Origin of the sequence: Frankia sp. QA3 (genome assembly GCF_000262465.1) — a bacterium.
Taxonomy (GTDB): domain Bacteria; phylum Actinomycetota; class Actinomycetes; order Frankiales; family Frankiaceae; genus Frankia.
This window is the reverse complement of record NZ_CM001489.1, coordinates 330,410-347,883: the sequence shown is the minus strand read 5'-3', so window position 1 is coordinate 347,883 and position 17,474 is coordinate 330,410. Positions and strand designations below refer to the sequence as shown.

The 17,474-nt window shown below is 69.1% G+C and carries 16 protein-coding genes; 3 read left to right on the top strand and 13 right to left on the bottom strand.

What is annotated here, in order from left to right:
* Positions 1-10: 10 nt before the first annotated feature.
* Entirely contained in the window at positions 11-1,612 is a 1,602-nt protein-coding gene (locus FRAQA3DRAFT_RS01410; protein WP_009399417.1) for a GMC family oxidoreductase, read from the top strand.
* 103 nt (positions 1,613-1,715) lie between these two features.
* Here the strand turns inward: FRAQA3DRAFT_RS01410 and FRAQA3DRAFT_RS01405 are convergent, their stop codons facing one another.
* From FRAQA3DRAFT_RS01405 to FRAQA3DRAFT_RS01350, 12 genes are all read right to left on the bottom strand, one after another.
* Positions 1,716-3,281, bottom strand: coding sequence for an aldehyde dehydrogenase family protein (locus tag FRAQA3DRAFT_RS01405; protein ID WP_009399416.1), 1,566 nt, complete (start codon positions 3,279-3,281; stop codon positions 1,716-1,718).
* Between the two features lie 12 nt (positions 3,282-3,293).
* On the bottom strand, positions 3,294-3,791 hold the full coding sequence (locus FRAQA3DRAFT_RS01400) for a MaoC family dehydratase (protein WP_009399415.1): 498 nt from the start codon (positions 3,789-3,791) through the stop codon (positions 3,294-3,296).
* A gap of 4 nt (positions 3,792-3,795) precedes the next feature.
* Positions 3,796-5,055, bottom strand: a complete 1,260-nt coding sequence (locus tag FRAQA3DRAFT_RS01395) for an acetyl-CoA hydrolase/transferase family protein (RefSeq protein WP_009399414.1) — start codon at positions 5,053-5,055, stop codon at positions 3,796-3,798.
* 67 nt (positions 5,056-5,122) lie between these two features.
* A complete protein-coding gene (locus FRAQA3DRAFT_RS01390) occupies positions 5,123-5,542 on the bottom strand; it encodes a MaoC/PaaZ C-terminal domain-containing protein (RefSeq protein WP_009399413.1) in 420 nt (139 codons plus the stop codon).
* Positions 5,539-5,979: a MaoC family dehydratase N-terminal domain-containing protein gene (locus FRAQA3DRAFT_RS01385; RefSeq protein ID WP_009399412.1), complete on the bottom strand. Its 441-nt coding sequence runs from the start codon at positions 5,977-5,979 to the stop codon at positions 5,539-5,541. Before FRAQA3DRAFT_RS01385 ends, FRAQA3DRAFT_RS01390 begins: the two co-directional genes overlap by 4 nt.
* 1 nt (position 5,980) lies before the next feature.
* Positions 5,981-6,409 (bottom strand): Zn-ribbon domain-containing OB-fold protein, encoded by a 429-nt coding sequence (locus tag FRAQA3DRAFT_RS01380; RefSeq protein WP_009399411.1) that lies wholly within the window; start codon positions 6,407-6,409, stop codon positions 5,981-5,983.
* Entirely contained in the window at positions 6,406-7,572 is a 1,167-nt protein-coding gene (locus tag FRAQA3DRAFT_RS01375) for a thiolase domain-containing protein (RefSeq protein ID WP_009399410.1), read from the bottom strand. The genes FRAQA3DRAFT_RS01380 and FRAQA3DRAFT_RS01375 overlap by 4 nt, the downstream gene beginning before the upstream one ends.
* On the bottom strand, positions 7,569-8,465 hold the full coding sequence (locus FRAQA3DRAFT_RS01370) for an SDR family NAD(P)-dependent oxidoreductase (protein WP_009399409.1): 897 nt from the start codon (positions 8,463-8,465) through the stop codon (positions 7,569-7,571). The genes FRAQA3DRAFT_RS01375 and FRAQA3DRAFT_RS01370 overlap by 4 nt, the downstream gene beginning before the upstream one ends.
* Positions 8,466-8,577: 112 nt before the next feature.
* Positions 8,578-9,648 carry an ABC transporter permease gene (locus tag FRAQA3DRAFT_RS01365; RefSeq protein WP_009399407.1) on the bottom strand — a complete coding sequence of 357 codons (1,071 nt, stop codon included), beginning with the start codon at positions 9,646-9,648 and terminating at the stop codon, positions 8,578-8,580.
* Positions 9,645-11,222: a sugar ABC transporter ATP-binding protein gene (locus tag FRAQA3DRAFT_RS01360; protein WP_009399406.1), complete on the bottom strand. Its 1,578-nt coding sequence runs from the start codon at positions 11,220-11,222 to the stop codon at positions 9,645-9,647. The genes FRAQA3DRAFT_RS01365 and FRAQA3DRAFT_RS01360 overlap by 4 nt, the downstream gene beginning before the upstream one ends.
* Complete coding sequence (locus tag FRAQA3DRAFT_RS01355) at positions 11,219-12,229, bottom strand: sugar ABC transporter substrate-binding protein (RefSeq protein ID WP_009399404.1); 1,011 nt, start codon at positions 12,227-12,229, stop codon at positions 11,219-11,221. Before FRAQA3DRAFT_RS01355 ends, FRAQA3DRAFT_RS01360 begins: the two co-directional genes overlap by 4 nt.
* Positions 12,230-12,585: 356 nt before the next feature.
* On the bottom strand, positions 12,586-13,821 hold the full coding sequence (locus tag FRAQA3DRAFT_RS01350) for a cytochrome P450 (RefSeq protein WP_198287007.1): 1,236 nt from the start codon (positions 13,819-13,821) through the stop codon (positions 12,586-12,588).
* A gap of 184 nt (positions 13,822-14,005) precedes the next feature.
* Here FRAQA3DRAFT_RS01350 and FRAQA3DRAFT_RS01345 point away from each other — a divergent pair, with 184 nt between their 5' ends.
* Positions 14,006-14,329: a 2Fe-2S iron-sulfur cluster-binding protein gene (locus FRAQA3DRAFT_RS01345; RefSeq protein WP_009399400.1), complete on the top strand. Its 324-nt coding sequence runs from the start codon at positions 14,006-14,008 to the stop codon at positions 14,327-14,329.
* The gene (locus FRAQA3DRAFT_RS01340; RefSeq protein WP_009399398.1) at positions 14,329-15,585 is read left to right on the top strand and encodes an NAD(P)/FAD-dependent oxidoreductase; all 1,257 of its coding nucleotides are present in this window, start codon (positions 14,329-14,331) and stop codon (positions 15,583-15,585) included. Before FRAQA3DRAFT_RS01345 ends, FRAQA3DRAFT_RS01340 begins: the two co-directional genes overlap by 1 nt.
* A 159-nt stretch (positions 15,586-15,744) precedes the next feature.
* Here FRAQA3DRAFT_RS01340 and FRAQA3DRAFT_RS01335 read toward each other — a convergent pair whose 3' ends face one another.
* Positions 15,745-17,448, bottom strand: coding sequence for an AMP-binding protein (locus FRAQA3DRAFT_RS01335; RefSeq protein ID WP_198287006.1), 1,704 nt, complete (start codon positions 17,446-17,448; stop codon positions 15,745-15,747).
* Positions 17,449-17,474: the final 26 nt, after the last annotated feature.

Genomic DNA, 17,474 nt, shown 5'->3' with positions numbered 1-17,474 from the left:
TGGAGTTGACATGACGGATGAGGTCTTCGATTACGTGGTGGTGGGCGGCGGCTCGTCCGGCTCCGTGATCGCCAGTCGGCTGACCGAGGCCAATGCCAAGGTTCTCCTCCTCGAGGCGGGTCGCAGCGACAGACGTCTCGAGATCCTCGTCCCGGCCGGAGTCGCGGTGGCTTACAAGAAGGCCAACTGGAAGTACCCTGCCGAACCCGACCCCTCACGCCGCAACCGCCCCGAGGCCTGGATGGCGGGCAGGGTGATGGGCGGCGGGGGATCGATCAACTCCTGCGTCTACATTCGCGGCAACCGCGCCGACTACGACGGCTGGGCCCAGCTCGGGTGCAAGGGCTGGGATTACGATTCCGTCCTCCCCGCCTTCAAGAAGATCGAGACCTGGGAGGGCGGCGAGAACACGTTCCGCGGGGGCAGCGGGCCCGTGTCCGTGTGCGTCCAGGAGAACCGGGGCGAGGCCAACCAGACCTACATCAAGGCGGCCAGGCAGGCCGGCTACACCGAGACCGCGGACTACAACGGCGAGCAGCAGGAGGGCATCGCGCTCGCCCAGGTCAACCATCGCCGGGGCACCCGCTCGCAGTCGTCGCGCGAGTACATCAAACGGGTCGCCTCGAAGAAGCTCCTCACCGTGCGGACCAACGCCTTCGCCCACAGGGTCCTGCTCGAAGGCACGGCAGCCGTCGGCGTGGAGTACCGCCACCAAGGAGAGCTGCGCCGGGCCCGGGCCCGCCAAGAGGTCATCCTGAGCGCCGGAACCCTGGCATCCCCCAAACTGCTCCTGCAGTCGGGCATCGGCCCTCGCGCGCATCTGGAGGACCACAACATTCCCGTGGTACTCGACCTACCCGGCGTCGGGGAGAACCTGCACGAGCACGCCTACCTGATGCAGCGATACCGCACGACGATGCACACCATCAACAAGCCGAGGCTCAGCGACGGCACGAAGGCGGTCACGGACTTCGCGCTGCACGGCGGCGGCATCCTGGCCATGACGATCGTTCAGGTCCAGGTCATGGCAAGGTCCGACACGAGCCTCGCCTCGCCGGACATCCAGCTACAGTTCACGCCCTTCGCGATCACCCGCAACGTGGACGACCGCGGAATGTTCGACGTCCAGCCGGCCAGGGAGCTGGGCTTCACCGCGTCCTCAACCTTCACGCACACGCGCAACCGCGGGCGCATCAGCCTGCATGGCTCGGACCCGACCCTCGGGCCCCGAATCGAGATGCAGCTCCTCGGCCATCCCGACGACCTGCGCGACACGGTGCGTGGCGCCATGATGGTGCACGAGATCATGGCCCAGCCGGCCATGGCCGAGATCACCAGGGGGCAGTTCCAGCCGGAGGCCGACTGCGTGACCGAGGCCGACTGGATCAACTACGTCCGCGACTACGCGGTGCCGTCCTACCACCCCGTCGGAAGCTGCAAGATGGGCGTGGACGACGCCGCGGTCGTCGACCCGGCACTGCGTGTGCGTGGCATTGCCAACCTACGGGTCGTGGACGCGTCGATCATGCCGAACGTGACGACCGGAAACACCAACGCGCCCTCCATGATGATCGGCGAACGCGGCGCGGAACTGGTCCTGGGCCGGTCCTGACCGCGTCGAAGTTCTCGCGTTCATGCCGCCTGTTCCGCTGCCGCCGCCGTTGCGGCGGAATCCACCGGTACTGCCAGGAGGATCGATGCGCTGATCGACGCGCTCAGTGCTTCGGCTCACGGCCGAGCCGCCGCCGCCAGTCCCGGGCGCCGGTCAGACGGAGCAGCCGCGACTGCAGCCGACTGCCCTTCGGCGTGTAGGGGTACCAGTGCAGCTCTGTCCTGAGCCTGATCCGTTCGGAAACGATGGACTGCTGCCGGCAGTACTTCAGTACTCCGTTCGCGCCCCCGGAACGGCTACCCAGGCCCGAGGTCTTCCAGCCGCTCATCGGGAGGGGGAGCTGAAAGGTGCTGATCATAACATTATTGATGTTGACGGCACCGGCCTCGATGCGCCGTGCCACCCGGTCCGCCCGCTTCCGGTCCCGGGTCCACACACTCGAGGAGAGGCCGTAGGGCGAATCGTTCGTCAGTCGGATCGCTTCTTCCTCATCCGCCACCTTCATGATGGGAAGCGTCGGACCGAAGGTCTCCTCCCGCATGCACGTCATCGAGTGGTCGACGTCGAGCAGAACGGTCGGCTCGAAGAAAAGGCCCTCTTCGCGCCGCTTGCCGCCGGTAAGAACCCTGGCGCCCTGGCGGACCGCCTCGTCGACATGACGTTCGACCGTCTGGAGTTGGTTGGCGTTGGCCATCGCGCCGATGTCGGAGCTGTAACTGCCGTCGGGGTCCATGCCCTGGCGCAGGCTGCCGGCTATGTCGACGACCTTCGCGACGAACTCGTCGTAGATGGGCGCCTCGACGTAGCATCGTTCGACGGAGATACAGATCTGGCCGGAGTTCCACATCGATCCCCACACCGCCGCGCGGGCCGAGCGCTCCAGATCCGCGTCGGACAGCACAACCATCGCGTCCTTGCCGCCGAGCTCGAGACTGCACGGCACGAGGCGCTGCGCCGCTCGCGCCGCGATCTTCCGACCGGTCCGGGTGGAACCGGTGAACATGATCATGTCTACTTCCTCGACGACCGCGGCGCCGGTCTCCGGCCCGCCCGTCATGGTGGCCAGGACAGGTGGCGCGCCGATGTCCTCAAGCCACCCGCGAGTTGCCTCGGCCCAGGTCATCGGCGTGAACTCGGACGGCTTGAACATGACCGCCGCGCCGGCCATGAGGGCGGGCACTCCGTCGAGCATGGGACCGCCGAGCGGGCCGTTCCACGGGGTGAGCATGCCGACGAGCTGGTAGGGCCGCGCTAACACGCGCAGACGCTTGGTGAGGCCCGAGGCGCCCCACGACCTCACCTTCCGGTCCGCGAGGAACTCCTTCGTGTGCTTGCCGTAGTAGTTGATCAGATCCACGGCCATGCCGATCTCGAGGCCCGCATCGCCCCAGGACTTTCCGGTTTCCTCCTGCATGATCCCGACCAGACGCTTTTCATTGTCGAGGAGCCAGTCGAGAAAACGCAGCATGTGGCGTGACCTGCCGTCGGGGCCGAGATCTTCCCAGGCCGGCTGCGCGGCACGCAGCCGGGCCGCGGCCGCCGCGACCTGCGCCGGACCCATGTCGGGCACGCTGCCCACCAGACGGCCGTCCGCGGGGCAGCGGACCTCGCGCATTCTCGGCTCCACGACGTCGATGCCCGTCGCGCCGGGGTTGGTGTCAATGGTCATGACGAGTTCTCCCTACCTGGTGGGCACGGCCGCGGCAGCCTCCCCGGCTGCCCGGCCCAGCACGAGCGCGGCCCGTACCGCCGCGCAGACCCGCGCACCGTGCTGATTGAAACCACGGTGCTCGAAGGTCACGACGCCCTGTCCTGGTCGAGACGCGGACTCCCGGGTGCCGATGACCTCGGTTTCCGCGTAGAGGGTGTCGCCGACGAAGACCGGAGCCGGAAAGCTGATGGAGGTGAAGCCCAGATTGGCCACCGTCGTGCCCTCGGTGAGATCCGCGACCGAGAGGCCGACGACGGTCGACATGGTGAACAGGCTGTTTACCAGGCGCTGTCCGAACTCCGTCGTCGAGGCAAATGCCGCGTCGAGGTGCAGGCTCTGGGTATTGCCGGTCAGGGTCGTGAACAGGACGTTGTCGGCCTCGGTGACGGTCCTGCCCGGGCGGTGGCGGTAGACGTCGCCGACCACGAGCTCCTCGAACCAACGCCCCCGCCGTTGGTGCACGGTCATGGCGCTATTCCTTCCCGCCGTTGTCAGCCAGCGCGTCGCGGTGGTCAGGGTGTGCTATCGCGATGAGGGCCTCGGCACGCTCGACGGTGCTGAGGCCGTCGAGTCGGGCGACACCGTGCTCGGTGACGACGACGTCGACGCACATCCGTGGCAGGGTCACCGCCTCGACCCGAGCGACGATCTTCGAGTGGCGCGCGCCGGAGGTGGCCGAGGGCAGCGCGATGATCCGCAGCCCGCCGTTGGACCGGCCCGCCGCTTCGACGAAGTCGAGACTGCCGCCGACGCCGGACACCTGCTGGCTCCGGAGCATCTCGCTGTTGACGTTGCCGAGCAGGTCGACTTCGAGCGCCGAGTTGACGCTCACGAAGCGGTCCATGGCGCCGAGGCGCGCCGGGTCGTGTGCGTACGTCGACGGGCGCAGGACGACACTCGGATTGCGATCGGCGAACCGCATGAGACGCTCGGAGCCCATGAGTTCGGGTGAGAGGATCGCCGGCTCGGTCCCGATCCCGGGCCCGCTCGCCGCGCCGCGCGGTGCCGCGCGGTCGAAGAGATCGACCATCTGGTCGGTGCCCATGCCGGCGAAGCGCAGCGGTCCGAGATCAGCCTCGGCCAGGATGCCGACGAGCGATTCCGGGATGGCACCGATACCGATCTGCAGCACCGGACCGGGCGGCAGCAGGTCCAGCACCGCCTCGGCGATGCGCCGGCTGGTCTCGTCGGGCGGCTGCGACCGGTGGTACGCGGCCGGGGTGTCCGCCTCCACCAGAGCGTCGAAGACGGACTCGTCCACCTCGGTCTCGCCGCAGGTCCGCGGGAGATCCGGGTCGACCTCGCCGATGCGCACCGCAGCCAGTTCCAGCGCGCTGAGACCGTAGCTCACCGACGGGCCCAACGACACCCGCCCCGATCCGTCCGGCGGGCTGACCCGGACCAGGGCGGCGCCGAGCGGACGGGCGGCGAGCATCGCGTGCAGCCGCGAGGAGCGCATCGGAACATAGCCGACGGTGCCCTCCGCCACTGGGCCACGGGCGGCTGCCGAGACGTGCCACGTCCGGTAGCGCAGCTCGCCGGAACGCACCGCGTCGAGGAACGGAAGGTCCCCGAGGAGCAGGCCGCTGCCGAGCGTCCATCCCCGTCCCGTCGCGGCCGCGCCGAGCTCCGCGAGTAACGTCCGGGGCGCGCCACAGCCGGGCCCGGCGACTATCCATGAACCGTCCGGAATGAGCGACAGCGCGTCCTGCGCTTTACGATATGTGGTCACCGATGCACCTCCACAGCGCCCGCGGCGAACGTCGCGTCGAAGGCGGTCCGGTCGGTTCCACACACGGTCAGCCCCCCACCGGTTCGACCATGCGGACGGTCGCCGTACCGGTCAGCACCACCACGCCGGACTGGTTCGTCGTCGTCAGCTGAAGATCGACGCATGATCCCGGCCGGGTCCCCCGCACCGCCGTCACGACAGCCACGGCCGTGAGCTCGTCACCGGGCCACACGGGGGCCAGAAACCGGGCACCGAAGGCGGTGAGGCGGTCGTCGCCCCACCACTCGGTGAGAAGCGAGCCCGTCACCGCCATCGTGAGCATGCCGTGGGCCATGACCGACGGGTACCCGAGTTCCACGGCGGCCGGCTCGTCCACGTGCAGCGGGCTGAGGTCGCCCGTCGCGCCGGCGAACTGCACGATCTGCGTGCGGGTCACTTCGGGACAGACCACCGCCCGGCGCTGGTCCCCGATTCGGGGGAGGATCATGGCATCCCCTCCGCGGGTGGTGTCTCCACCAGGATCATTCGGGATCGCACGCTCAGCGCACCGTTCGGAAACCGGTAATCGGTGATGACCTCACGGAACCGCAGGCGGCCGCCGTGGCGGCTCTTCTTCTCCCACCGACGGCCGTCGGTTCGCTCGACCTCGAGAACGTCGCCCACGCGGATCGGCGCGAGGTATTCGAAGTGCTGCTCCGCGTGCAGGAGGGAACCGCCGTCCGGTGGTGCCGCCAGCGGCCCGGTCGACCGAAGGCCACGCAGGTGCTCCGGGTCGTGCAGCGCGGACGCCGCGACGAAGGTCGGGGGCACCGGCGCGGGAGGGTCGAGCGCGGCGAGGCCGGCGCGGCCGGGTGGCGGGGCCCCGATGGCGCGACCGAAGGCGAGCAGGTGACCCTGCTCGACGACGAAGCGGGACGGTGCCATGTCAGGCCCCGGGGATGGCGACGGCCTCGGTGACCGGGCGGAAACGGGGAAGCGCCACGCCCGCGCCGGTGTCGTGGAAGACGACCTCGACGCGCTGCCCGATGAACACCTCGGCCGGGTCGCACTCCACGACGTTCGTGAGCATCTTGGGACCCTCGTCGAGTTCGACGAGCGCGAGTACGTAGCTCCCCGCGTCCTTGTAGTCGAGGATCCCGCGGCTGGTCACCGTCGCGCTGTGCACCGTGCCGCGCCCGGATGCCTCCGTCCACAGCAGGTCGGTGCTGTGACAGGCCGGGCAGAGAAACCGCGGGTACCATACGCACCGTTCGCACTCGGCACAGCGTTGAATCAGCAGGCGTCCCGTCGCGGTCGCCTTCCAGAAGGTCTCGGTCTCCGGCGTGATGTCCGGAACCGGCGCGGGGAGCGTCACGCGTCCTCCCTGCCGAGGATGACCGTCGCGTTGCCCATGCGGGTCGTCAACCAGCCGCCGGTCCCGTGCGCGAGGGCGATCTCGCACCCGGGTACCTGCACCGCGGGATGCGCCTCGCCACGCACCTGGCGGACCGCCTCGATAATCTTGGTCATCCCGCCACGGTTGGCGGGATGGTTGTTGCACAGCGAGCCGCCGTCGGTGTTGAACGGCAGCACGCCGTGTGGCGCCTGCAGCGCGCCGTCCAGGACGAAGCGCCCGCCCTCGCCCTTCGCGCAGAAGCCGAGATCCTCGATGGCCAGCAGCGCGGTGACGGTGAAGGAGTCGTACAGGCCGACGTAGTCGACGTCGGCGGGAGTGACGCGGGCCTCGTCGAAGGCGTCCCGTCCCGACCGCACGGCGCCGGTGACGGTGATGTCCTGCCAGCCGCCGTGGCTGTGCTCGATCGCCTCGCCGTGCCCGAGGACCTTCACGCACCGCCGGTCGAGGCCGCGGGCGATGTCCTCGTTGACCAGGACCAGCGCCCCGCCGCCGTCGGTGACGACGCAGCAGTCGAGTCGGTGCAGCGGGCTGCTGACCATGGGCGAGGAGACGACCTGCTCGACGGTGACGGGCTTACGGAGCAGGGCGTTTTCGTTGTGCTGGGCGTGCAGTGATGCCGCCACCTTGATCTCCGCGAGCTGCTCACTGGTCGTGCCGTACCGATACATGTGCCGGGCCGCCGCCAGTGCGTACACCGCGCTCACGTTCAGGCCGAAAACCGGCTCGAATCCGGCTTCCGGGGGCGCGCCCATGAGCTGGCCGGGCGCTCGCAGTGACGTCGTGCGGGGACGCCCGCCGAGCGTGATGAGGGCGACGCTGCACTTGCCGGCGGCGATGGCGGCCGCCGCGTGGCCGACGTGACTGAGGTAGACCGATCCGCCCATGTCGGAGCTGTCCGTGTACCGGACGCGCAGGCCGAGATAGTCGGCCATGGCGAGCCCGCCAAGGCCCGGGGCGTCGGCGGCGCAGAAGTAGGCGTCGACGTCGACGAGGGTCAGTCCGGCGTCGGCGAGTGCACCCAGCGCAACCTCGGCGTGGATTCGCGGGATCGAATGGTCGGGGAGCTCGCGCCCGGGGTGCTCGTAGGCCCCGGCGATGAAGGCCTTGCCTCGGATGCTCATACGAAGGGGTTCGCCGGGGCCGCGTCGGTGATCGGCCGGAAGGTGGCCTCGAGTTCCTTGCCGAGGGTTCCCAGGTTCCATGCCTTTCCTGGCGCTCGGACGGTGGCGATGGGCTTCGGGTCGCTGTACAGGTTGATCTCCAGCCCGCGGGCGTGAAGAACATGACCGTTGCACCATCCGGACTGTTCGGAGGCGAGCCAGGCCGCGAGGGGCGCGATGTTGTCCGGCGACAGCTCGTCCTGGCCGAGTCCGTCCACGCCCGACTTGCGCGCGGTGTCCGTCATCCGGGTCGCTGCGGCCGGTGAGACCGCGTTGGTGGTGACGCCGTACCGCTTCAACGCGACGGCGCAGGAGTACGTGAGACCGACGATCCCCATCTTGGCCGCGGAGTAGTTCGGCTGCCCGGGGGCACCGTGCAGACCGGCGCGGGAGGTGTAGTTGATGACGCGGTGCTGGGCGTTTGGGTCCCCGAGCTGCCGCCAGTACGCCGACGCGGACTGAATGGTGTTGAAGTGGCCCTTGAGATGCACCCGGATGACCGCGTCCCATTCGGCCTCGGTCATGTTGAAGATCATCCGGTCTCGCAGGATGCCGGCGACGTTGACGAGGATGTCGAGCTTGCCGAAGGTGTCGACGGCGGACGCCACCATCTCCCGGACGGCTTCGTGATCGCTGACGTCGGCCCCGTTGGCCAGCGCCTTGCCTCCCGAGGCCTGAATCTCGCGCACGAGCTCCTCACCCGGGCTGCCGTCGGACTCCAGTCCGCTCAGCGACGCGCCGACGTCATTGACGACGACCGACGCGCCTTCCAGCGCGAAGAGCTTCGCGACCGATGCCCCGATGCCACGTCCCGCGCCGGTGACGATGGCCACGCGACCGTCCAGCGATCCCATGTGTTCTCCCTCAACGACCATTCGGGAACGGCTTGCCACCGCGTCGATGCAGCGGCAAGGCAAGCATCCTCATTTTTCTACTCTGCATTTGATTAGATTTCAAGCGATACCGCTATTGGACCGACGCGGCCGCCTCGGGCGACTTCTCCGGCGGGGCCGGGTCGGGATCGGGTGGATCGGGCGGTGGTTCCTCGCTCGTCGTGGCGGTTCGCGTGGCGTCGCGACCGCGGGTGACCACCCTGCCCTGCCGCCAGACGGCGAAGGCGACGGCGGTGATCACGGCGGTGCCGTTGAAGATGTCCGCGAGCCACTGGACACCGGTGACGAGCTGAAGTCCCTTGATCCCGGTGGCCAGGGCGTACATCGCGATCAGCGTCCCCCAGACGTTGAAGCGTCCCGGGGTGAGCTGCGTGGACCCGAGGAACACCGCGGCGAACGCGGGCAGCAGAAGTGCGCCACCGAAGGTGAGCGACGGGCCGCTGAGTGAGGCGTACAGGACACCCGCGACGCCGCACAAGGTGCTGGAGATGACCAGCATGAGGAACGTCCACAGCCGCGTGCGGACTCCCGACAATCGCGCCGCCTCCACGTTGCCACCGACCGCGTGGACGTAGCGGCCCGCGGGCGTGTGGTTCAGCGCCCACCAGGCCAACACGGCGATGACGAGAAGGTAGAGCACGATGAGCTGGAACCCGGCCACCTCACGCTGGGTGAGTTGCGTCCACGCACGGGAGGCCGGCGGGAGAGGCTGGCTCTGGCCCGACACGATCGACTGCACGGCCAGGATGATGGACGCGGAGCCGAGGGTGGCGATGAACGAGTTCACCTTCAGCCTCGTGACGATGAAGCCGTTGACGACGCCCACCGCCAGGCTGGCCGCCACCGTGACACCGATGGCGGGCCACATTCCCCACCCCTGCTCCGTCTGGAGCACCGTGACCAGGATCGCGGCCAGGTTCACGGTCGCCCCGACCGAGAGGTCGTAGGCCCCGGCGGCCATGGGCATCAGGACCGCGAGGGCGACGATCGCGCCGACGGCCTGCTGGGAGGCCACCGAATGCAGGGTGCCCGTGGTGAGAAAGAGGTCCGGGGTCCAGATACCGAAGACCACGATGAACAGCGCCCAGAGGTAGAGGCCGCTGAACCGGTCGAAACCGAGGCGGAGACCGCGCCGCGTGCTCATGCCGCGCTCGCCTGCGTCGCGGCCCCCGAACCGAGAGACTCGCGGGTGATCGTGGCGACCGAGATCTCGTCACCCACGAGCTCGGCGACCACCTGCCCAGCCCGCAGGACGAGCACCCGGTGGGACAGCGCCACGACCTCGTCGATGTCGGCGGAGCTCACGACCGCACCCGCGCCGGCCGCCACCGCGGCGAGCAGCTGCCGATGGATCTCCGCCTTCGCACCGATGTCGACGCCCTGGGTCGGCTCGTCGAGCAGCAGCGCCGTCGGCGAGCACCGTAGCCATTTCGCGACGAGCACCTTCTGCTGGTTGCCTCCGCTGAGCGAGAACAGCGGCCGCTCCGCCGCGTCGGCCGGGCGGACGTCCAGGCGCGCGAACCAGTCGCGCGCCTGAGACGACTCCGCCCGACGGCGCAGCAGGGGGGCTCGCCAGAAATCGCCGAGCCGGGGAAGCGTGAGATTCTCCCGCGCGGTCAGGCTCATCACTCCCCCGTGGAGTTTGCGGTCCGCCGGCAGGTACACCAGGCCGGCCGCGATGGAGTCCCGCGGGCCGGCGACGGGCCGGGCACCAGCGCCGACCCGCACCGTTCCCCGGGACCGGGCGACGGCTCCGAAGATCGCAGGTAGCAATGTGTCCCGACCCGACCCGGTCAGTCCGGCGATGCCGACCACCTCCCCCGCCCGGACCCGCAGGTCCATGTCGCGCAGCGGGCCGGCCGCGAGATCGGCCACGGCGAGCACGACGTCCTCGCCGACCGGAAGCGCCGTGGAGGCCGCATGGGCCTCATCGAGCCCCCGGCCGATGAGATGGTGGACGAGGGTCGTGTGATCGATGTCGCGCACCGAGGTGGTGACCACCTTCTGACCGTCCCGCAGGACGCTCACCCGGTCGGCGAGCTCGAAGACCTCGTCCAGATGGTGGGTGACATAGACGACGCCGATGCCGCGGGCGGCGATGGTCCGGACGATCTCCAGCAGATGCCGGACCTCCTCCACCGGCAGGGTGGCCGTGGGCTCGTCGAGGACGAGCAGGCCGGCCGCCCTCCCGTCGTCCTCCCGCAGGGCCCGCGCCACCGCGACACCGGTCTTCATCGCCGGCGACAACGCGGAGACGGGCTGGTGGGGATCGAGGTCCAGGCCGACGATCTCCAGGGCCGCCGCGACGCGCCGCCGTAGCTCACGCCCGCGCACCGTCCCCCACCGCGTGGGGAAGCCTGTCGTGAGCGACAGATTGTCGGCGACGGAGAGGCTCTCCACCAGGCCGAGGTCCTGATGGACGAAGCGACAGCCGAGGTCGTAGGAGGAATCCGGAGCGCCGAAGGGTAACGGATGTCCGCCGACGAAGACCTCTCCGCCCGGGTCGGGTGTGTGGTAGCCGGAGAGGATCTTGATGAAGGTCGACTTGCCGGAGCCGTTCTCGCCCAGCAACGCGTGCACCTCACCGGGCGCGATCGTGAGGTCGAGCGCCCGTAACGCCGGTGTCGCGACGAAGGTCTTCGTCAGTCCCCGGACCTCCAGGAGGTGCGTGGTCGCCTCGGCATCGCCGGCGGGCGGCCGAGGTAACCCCGCCGTCACGAGAGCTTCCACAGCTTGGTGAACTGCGCCTGATAGTCGGTCGGACGGTCGATGGAGTCCGCCGGCGTGCCGACGGTCGCCTTGGTCAGCAGCTGGAGCGGCAGCAGCACGTCGCTGTCCCGCACCGGTGTTCCCTCGGCGTGGCGCAGCGCGATGTCGACGCCCTTCCACGCCATGATCTTGAAGGGGAGAAGGCTGAACGCGGTGGAGTCTCCAGTCAGCAGCTCCTGCTGGTTGAACTTCGCCGGGTTGATCCCGATGAGCTGGACCTTGTCCAGGCCGGCCGCCCGCACCGCGGCCTGCAGACCCTGGGTCCATTCGCCCTGAGGGGTCATCACGTAGGTGATGTCCGGCTTGCGCTGCAGCGCGGAGACGACCGCGGGAACCACGCCGTTGCTCGCGACCTGCGCCAGCGTCACGTCGACCGTGTCGGTGACGCAGTCGGTGCATCCCTTCCGCACGGTTGTCGTGAAGGCATCGACGGCGATCTTGAGTGCGCCGACGTCAGGGACGTTGACGGCCAGGGCCTTGCCCTTGCCGTTCGAGTCGGCGATGAAGTAGTTCGCGACGGCGGCGGCCTGCGCTCGGGCGTCGACCGGACCGTCGAGCCCGGCAGGTACCGCCGGCCCGGTCTTGACCTCCCCCACCGCCACCGGGATGAGCGGCACACCGGCCTTCTCGAAGGCGGGCACCTGGCCGGCCCAGACGGCCTCCGGGATGCCGGCGAAGACCACCCCGACCGGCTTCGGGTTCATCTGGAGGGCCTGCTGCATCCCGGCGATCAGCGTCGCGGGGTTGGCCAACGTGATCGGCAGGCTCTTGTACTGCAGGCCGGCGGCGTGGGCCGCATCCTTCATCCCGCTGCCGAGCACCTGGCACAGCCCGGTCTCGCAGGACAGGAACACGATGGTCTGGCCGCCGCGCGGCTTTTCCCGCAGCGGCTGGTCGATGCCGATGGACGTCGGCGGTTTGAGGAGCTTGTCGACCTCGGCCCGGGCTGCGGTCACCTGAGCGGACCCTGACCCGGATGCCCCTGACCCGGACGGCGGGGCCTGTACCCCCTGGCCGCCGTCCGAGCTTGCACAGGCAGCCAGAGCGGCGGCCGCCGCGAGTAACGCCGTCGGGATCAATGCGCGGCATCGGCGCCCTGCCGAGGCCCGCGGCAACCGGATCGTCGTGTGGGACACCGTGTCTCCTCCAGTCGGAGGCCGGCCCGTCTCCACGCCGCCAACCCCTCGATAAATGTGTCCATCATCACAGAATATTTGTCAAAATCTACACTGATTTTGAATCTGGTCAAGAGCTTCGCGAGGTGCGGGTGCTGGTGGGGCCGCGACCACGACGGCCCCACCAGCGGGTGGTGTCAGCGCGCGACAGTGACGGGCAGGCTGATCGGACCGCGGGCGAAACCAGGCCGGTACCTCGGCGTGAAGCCTGGGTCGATCTCGAAACGGCTCAGCGCGCAGATGGCCCTGACACTCGCCTTGAGCTCACGGCGGGCGAGATGGTTGCCGAGGCAGCGGTGGATGCCGGCGCCGAAGGCCACGTGGGAGGACACGTTCTCGCGTGCGAAGTCGAGGGTGTCCGGCTCGGGGAACTGCTCCGGATCCCGGTTGGCGGCAGCCCAGTTGAGCAGGACACGATCGCCCGCCCTCATCGGGCACCCGCTCATCCGGGTGGCCTCGGTCACGGTGCGGCCGGCGGTCGGCACCGGGGACTCGAAGCGCAGAAACTCCTCGACGACCCGGCCGAGCAACTGGTCGTCCGCGTCGCGGAGCTCCGCGCGCACCGCCTGGTGGGTGCCGAGGTAATAGCCGATGCTCCCCAGACCGCCCATGGTCGTCTCCATGCCCGCCATGATCATGAGGTTGATGGTCTCGATGCGCTGCTTCTCGTCGAGGTGCAGCCCATCGTCGCCGGTCAGGCCCATGTGGGCGATGGTGCCCGCGAGATCGTCCCGGCGGCCCTCACCGCGGCGCTGTTCGAGGAGCGCCGCACCCCAGCCCAGCAGCCTGGGCGCAACCTCCATGGCGCGTTCCGGACGGGTGAGCAGGATCTCGAGGACCTCGAGCACCCAGCCGATCTCCGACTCCTTCTGCTCGAGGAAGCCCTCGAAGAAGACCAGGGGCGGCAGGAGGTTGACGAAGCTCACGACGAAGTCGACGGAGCCGCTCTCCGAGCAGCGGTCGAGCAGCCGGTCCACCAGCCCCTGGATGTCCTCCTCCTGGCTCTTGAGCGCCTCGGGCGCGAAGAACGGATTCAGCAGGCGGCGGATCCCACGGTGCAGCGGAGGATCGGTCTCCAGCGGGATCATCCGCAGCACGTCGAGGTCGAACTGGACGGGTGAGGCGCCCTGTGCGTTGCTGAAGGCCTTCCAGCTGGTCGCGGCAGCCATCACGTCCGCATAGTCGTTGACCATCCAGAAGCCGGCGTTCCGCTCGCTCCAGGGCTGGTCGCTCCACGCCACCGGGCACGACTCGCGCAGCGCGTTCATCCTCGGCCAGAAGTCGTCCGCCAGGGTCGGATCAAGCGGGCTGAAGGAAATCGTCTCGTAGGAAGCATCGGTCGTCTCGCCCGCCGCAGCAGCCTCGTCCATCATTTCTCCCGCCAGGTGTCGGTCCCCACTGCGCCGCCCTGGTCGATGAGCGTCGCGCAAGGGGCGTCCAGGATCTATAATCTGCGTTAGATTCAAATTAGGTCAAGACCGGTGCCAGCACGGACGGCTGGGTCCAGGGCGCGCGGGCGGGCTGGTCCCGGCGCACACGCCGAGGAGGAGGCGAGTCATGCCCAAAGTGACGTTCATCCGGCCCAACGGTGAGACGACCGTGGTCGACGGCGCCGACGGCACGTCGATCATGCAGACCGCCGTGAGCGCCGGCATCACGGAGGTGGTGGCCGAATGCGGCGGCACACTCGCCTGCGCGACCTGCCACGTGTATGTCCACGACGGCCCGATCGACGCGCTGCCCGAGGCGTCCGGCGACGAGGAGGAGATGCTCGACTTCACGGCCTGCCCCCGCGAGCCGACCAGCCGCCTGTCCTGCCAGCTCCCGCTGAGTCCCCAGACCGACGGGCTGGTCGTGCGCGTGCCACCGGAGCAGTACTGATGTCGAATCGGACGGTCGTCGTCGCCGGGGCCGGGCAGGCCGGAAGCCAGGCTGCGGCATCGCTGCGGGACGAGGGCTTCCAGGGCCGGATCGTGCTCGTCGGTGCGGAGCGCCACGCGCCCTACCAACGTCCGCCCCTGTCGAAGGGCTACCTCACCGGCAAGGTTCCGCCCGAGCGGCTCGCGCTGCGACCACCCTCGTTCTACGACAACATCGACGTCGAACTGCGGCTGGGAACCCCGGTGACCAGCATCGATGTGGACGCCCGCAGTGTGGGGCTCGGGAGCGGGGATCGGCTGGAGTACCACGACCTCGTCCTGGCCCTCGGCGCGCGCAACCGCGGCCTGCCCATCGACGGGGCCGATCTGGACGGAGTGCTCACACTGCGCAGTCTCGCGGATGCCGAGGAGGTGCGCCGACGACTGCCGGCAGCGAGCTCCGTCGTCGTCATCGGCGGCGGCTTCATCGGTCTCGAAATCGCCGCCACGGCGGTCGGGCTGGGCATCGCCACGACGGTGTTCGAGATCGCCGAGCAGCTCATGGCCCGCGTTCTGTCGCCCGGCACCGCCTCCTTCCTCGTCGAGGCGCACCGGCGGCGCGGGATGCGGATCGATCTCGGCACCAGCGCCGCCACCATGACCGGAACCCACGGGCAGGTACGCGCCGTGTGGACGTTGGACGGCCGCTCGGTTCCGGCGGACCTTGTCCTCGTCGGAATCGGCGCGGTCCCCAACACCGAGGTCGCCGCGGAGGCCGGGCTGCTCGTCGACAACGGCATCGTCACCGACCCGCATCTGCGCACGTCCGATCCACACGTCTGGGCCATCGGCGACTGCGCGAGCTTTCCCTGCGCCTACGCGGACGGCCGTCAGATGCGCCTGGAATCCGTCCAGAACGCGGTGGCGCAGGCACGGGCCGTCGCCGCCGCACTCGCCGGCCGCGCGGAGCACTTCCGGGCTGTGCCCTGGTTCTGGAGCGACCAGGCGGATCTCAAGATTCAGATCGCCGGCCTGCCGACCGGCCGGGACACCGTCGTCATGTACGGCGAAGCCGAGCAGGAACGCTTCTCCGCGTTCTGTTTCGCCGGCGATCGGCTGGTCGGGGTGGAGTCCGTCAATCGGCCCGCTGATCATCTCGCCGCGCGCAGGCTGCTGGAACTCGGCATCCCGCTACGGCCGGTGGACCTCACACGCCCGGGCTTCGACCTTCGGGCGCTCGCCTCGGGCCGCTCTGCCCCCGTCGCCCCCACGTCCTGACGACGCGAATGCGCCGGGCGGCCTTCTGCCGGCCCGGCGCACCCGCGTCGCCAGGTGAGAGCGCCTTCGTCAGGTGGCGCGCGGTCGTCAGGTGGCGCGCGGTCGTCAGGTGGCGCGCGGTCGTCAGGTGGCGCGCGGTCGTCAGGTGGCGCGCGGTCGTCAGGGGGCGCGCCGATCCGACCTGGCGACGACGAACCCCAGCGCCTGGAGGTCGACGGTCGTGTCCGTGATGCCGCGCTCGCGCAGCTTGAACTTCTGGACCCGTCCATTGACATTGACCGGAAGCTCGTCGAAGTACTCGACGTACCGAGGAATCGCGTAATACGGCAGGTTGTGGCGGAAAAACTCGAACAGCTCCGCCAGGTCGACCGTCACGCCGGATCTGAGCACGATACAGGCCTTGATGTCGTCCTCGGACAGCTCCGACGGCACCGCGTGCACGGCGACCGCCGCGAAGGCGGTATGTTTCATGATCGCGGTTTCGAGCTCCACGGACGACACGTTCTCTCCGCGTCGACGAAGAGAATCCTTCTTCCGGTCGACGAACCAGAAATAACCGCGCTCGTCCATGCGGCCGCTGTCTCCGGTATGATGCCACAGGTCACGAAAGGCCTCCACCGTCGCGGCATCGTTGTTCCAGTACCCCGAGAAGAGTCGATGGGGCGCGTCCGGACGGATGACGATCTCGCCGACCTGACCGACCGGAACCTCCCGGCCCTCCTCATCCATGAGCTTGACCTGCAGACCGGGCGTCACCGTGCCCATGCTCCCGGGGCACCGCGGGCCGCGCGGGTCGCCGAGCAGAGCCGGCCAGCACTCCGACTGGCCGAAGACCTCGGCGAAGGGTTCGATACCGAACCGTTCGGCGAACGCCCTGATGAGATCCGGCGACGACGGCATGAAGGTAATGTGCCGGAGACGGTGGTTCCGCTCGTCGGCGAGGGCCGGTGTCGCGAGGATGGCCAGTCCCATCGCGCCCATGCCCATGGCCGCCGTGGCACCGGTCTCCCGGATGCGGGCCATATAGGTTCTGGCGCTGAAGGCGGGTTCCACGACGACCGAGCCCCGCACGGCGAGCGCGGCCGCCACAAGCCAGGTCTGCCCACTGAAGTGAAAGAGCGGGTTGGCCCCGAAAACGACGTCGCCGGGCTCGTACCAGCCATAGTCGACGAAGACCGTGACCAGGTTGCAGTAGTAACCATGGGTGATGGTGCAGCCCTTGGAAGCGCCGGTCGTACCCGAGGTGAAGATGATCACACAGACATCATCCGACCCGATGTCCACGGGCCGGAGATCCGCGCCGCACTTCTCCAGCTCGACGTAGGGCAACGCATCGGGCAGAGCGGCCCGATCGCCGTCGGCACCGGCACCGGCACTGGCACCGACGAGGACGAGGTCCCGGATACCGCTGTCGGACAGCAACGGCGCCAGCAGGCGGAGCGCCTGGGCGTCACCGATGTACACCCGGGGCGTCGTCTGGACGAGCTGGTGGCGCAGAAACTCCCCCCGCAGATAGGTGTTCAACGGCACCTGAATCGCCCCGGTCTTGGCGATCGCGCAGATGAGGACGACGTACTCGATGCGATTGGGCAGATTCACCGCGACCCGGTCACCCTTGCCGACGCCAAGCTGCTGGAGCCCCGCGGCGACCCGGTCGGAGAGTCGGTCCAGCTCACCGAGCGTCATCCACGGACTCGCGCACTGCACGAAGTGGCGGTCGGGATCAAGCCCCGCCTCCTCGCGTAACCAGTCTCCGAAGACGCGCCCGACGTGCTTGCCCGCCTCGCCGAGGCGCGTTTCACCACCGTTGTTCGGCGCCAGGTTGGCAACCGTGCTCACTGTTCCTCCTCGGATGTCGTGCACTGGTGACTCACGTGGCCGGGGCCGGG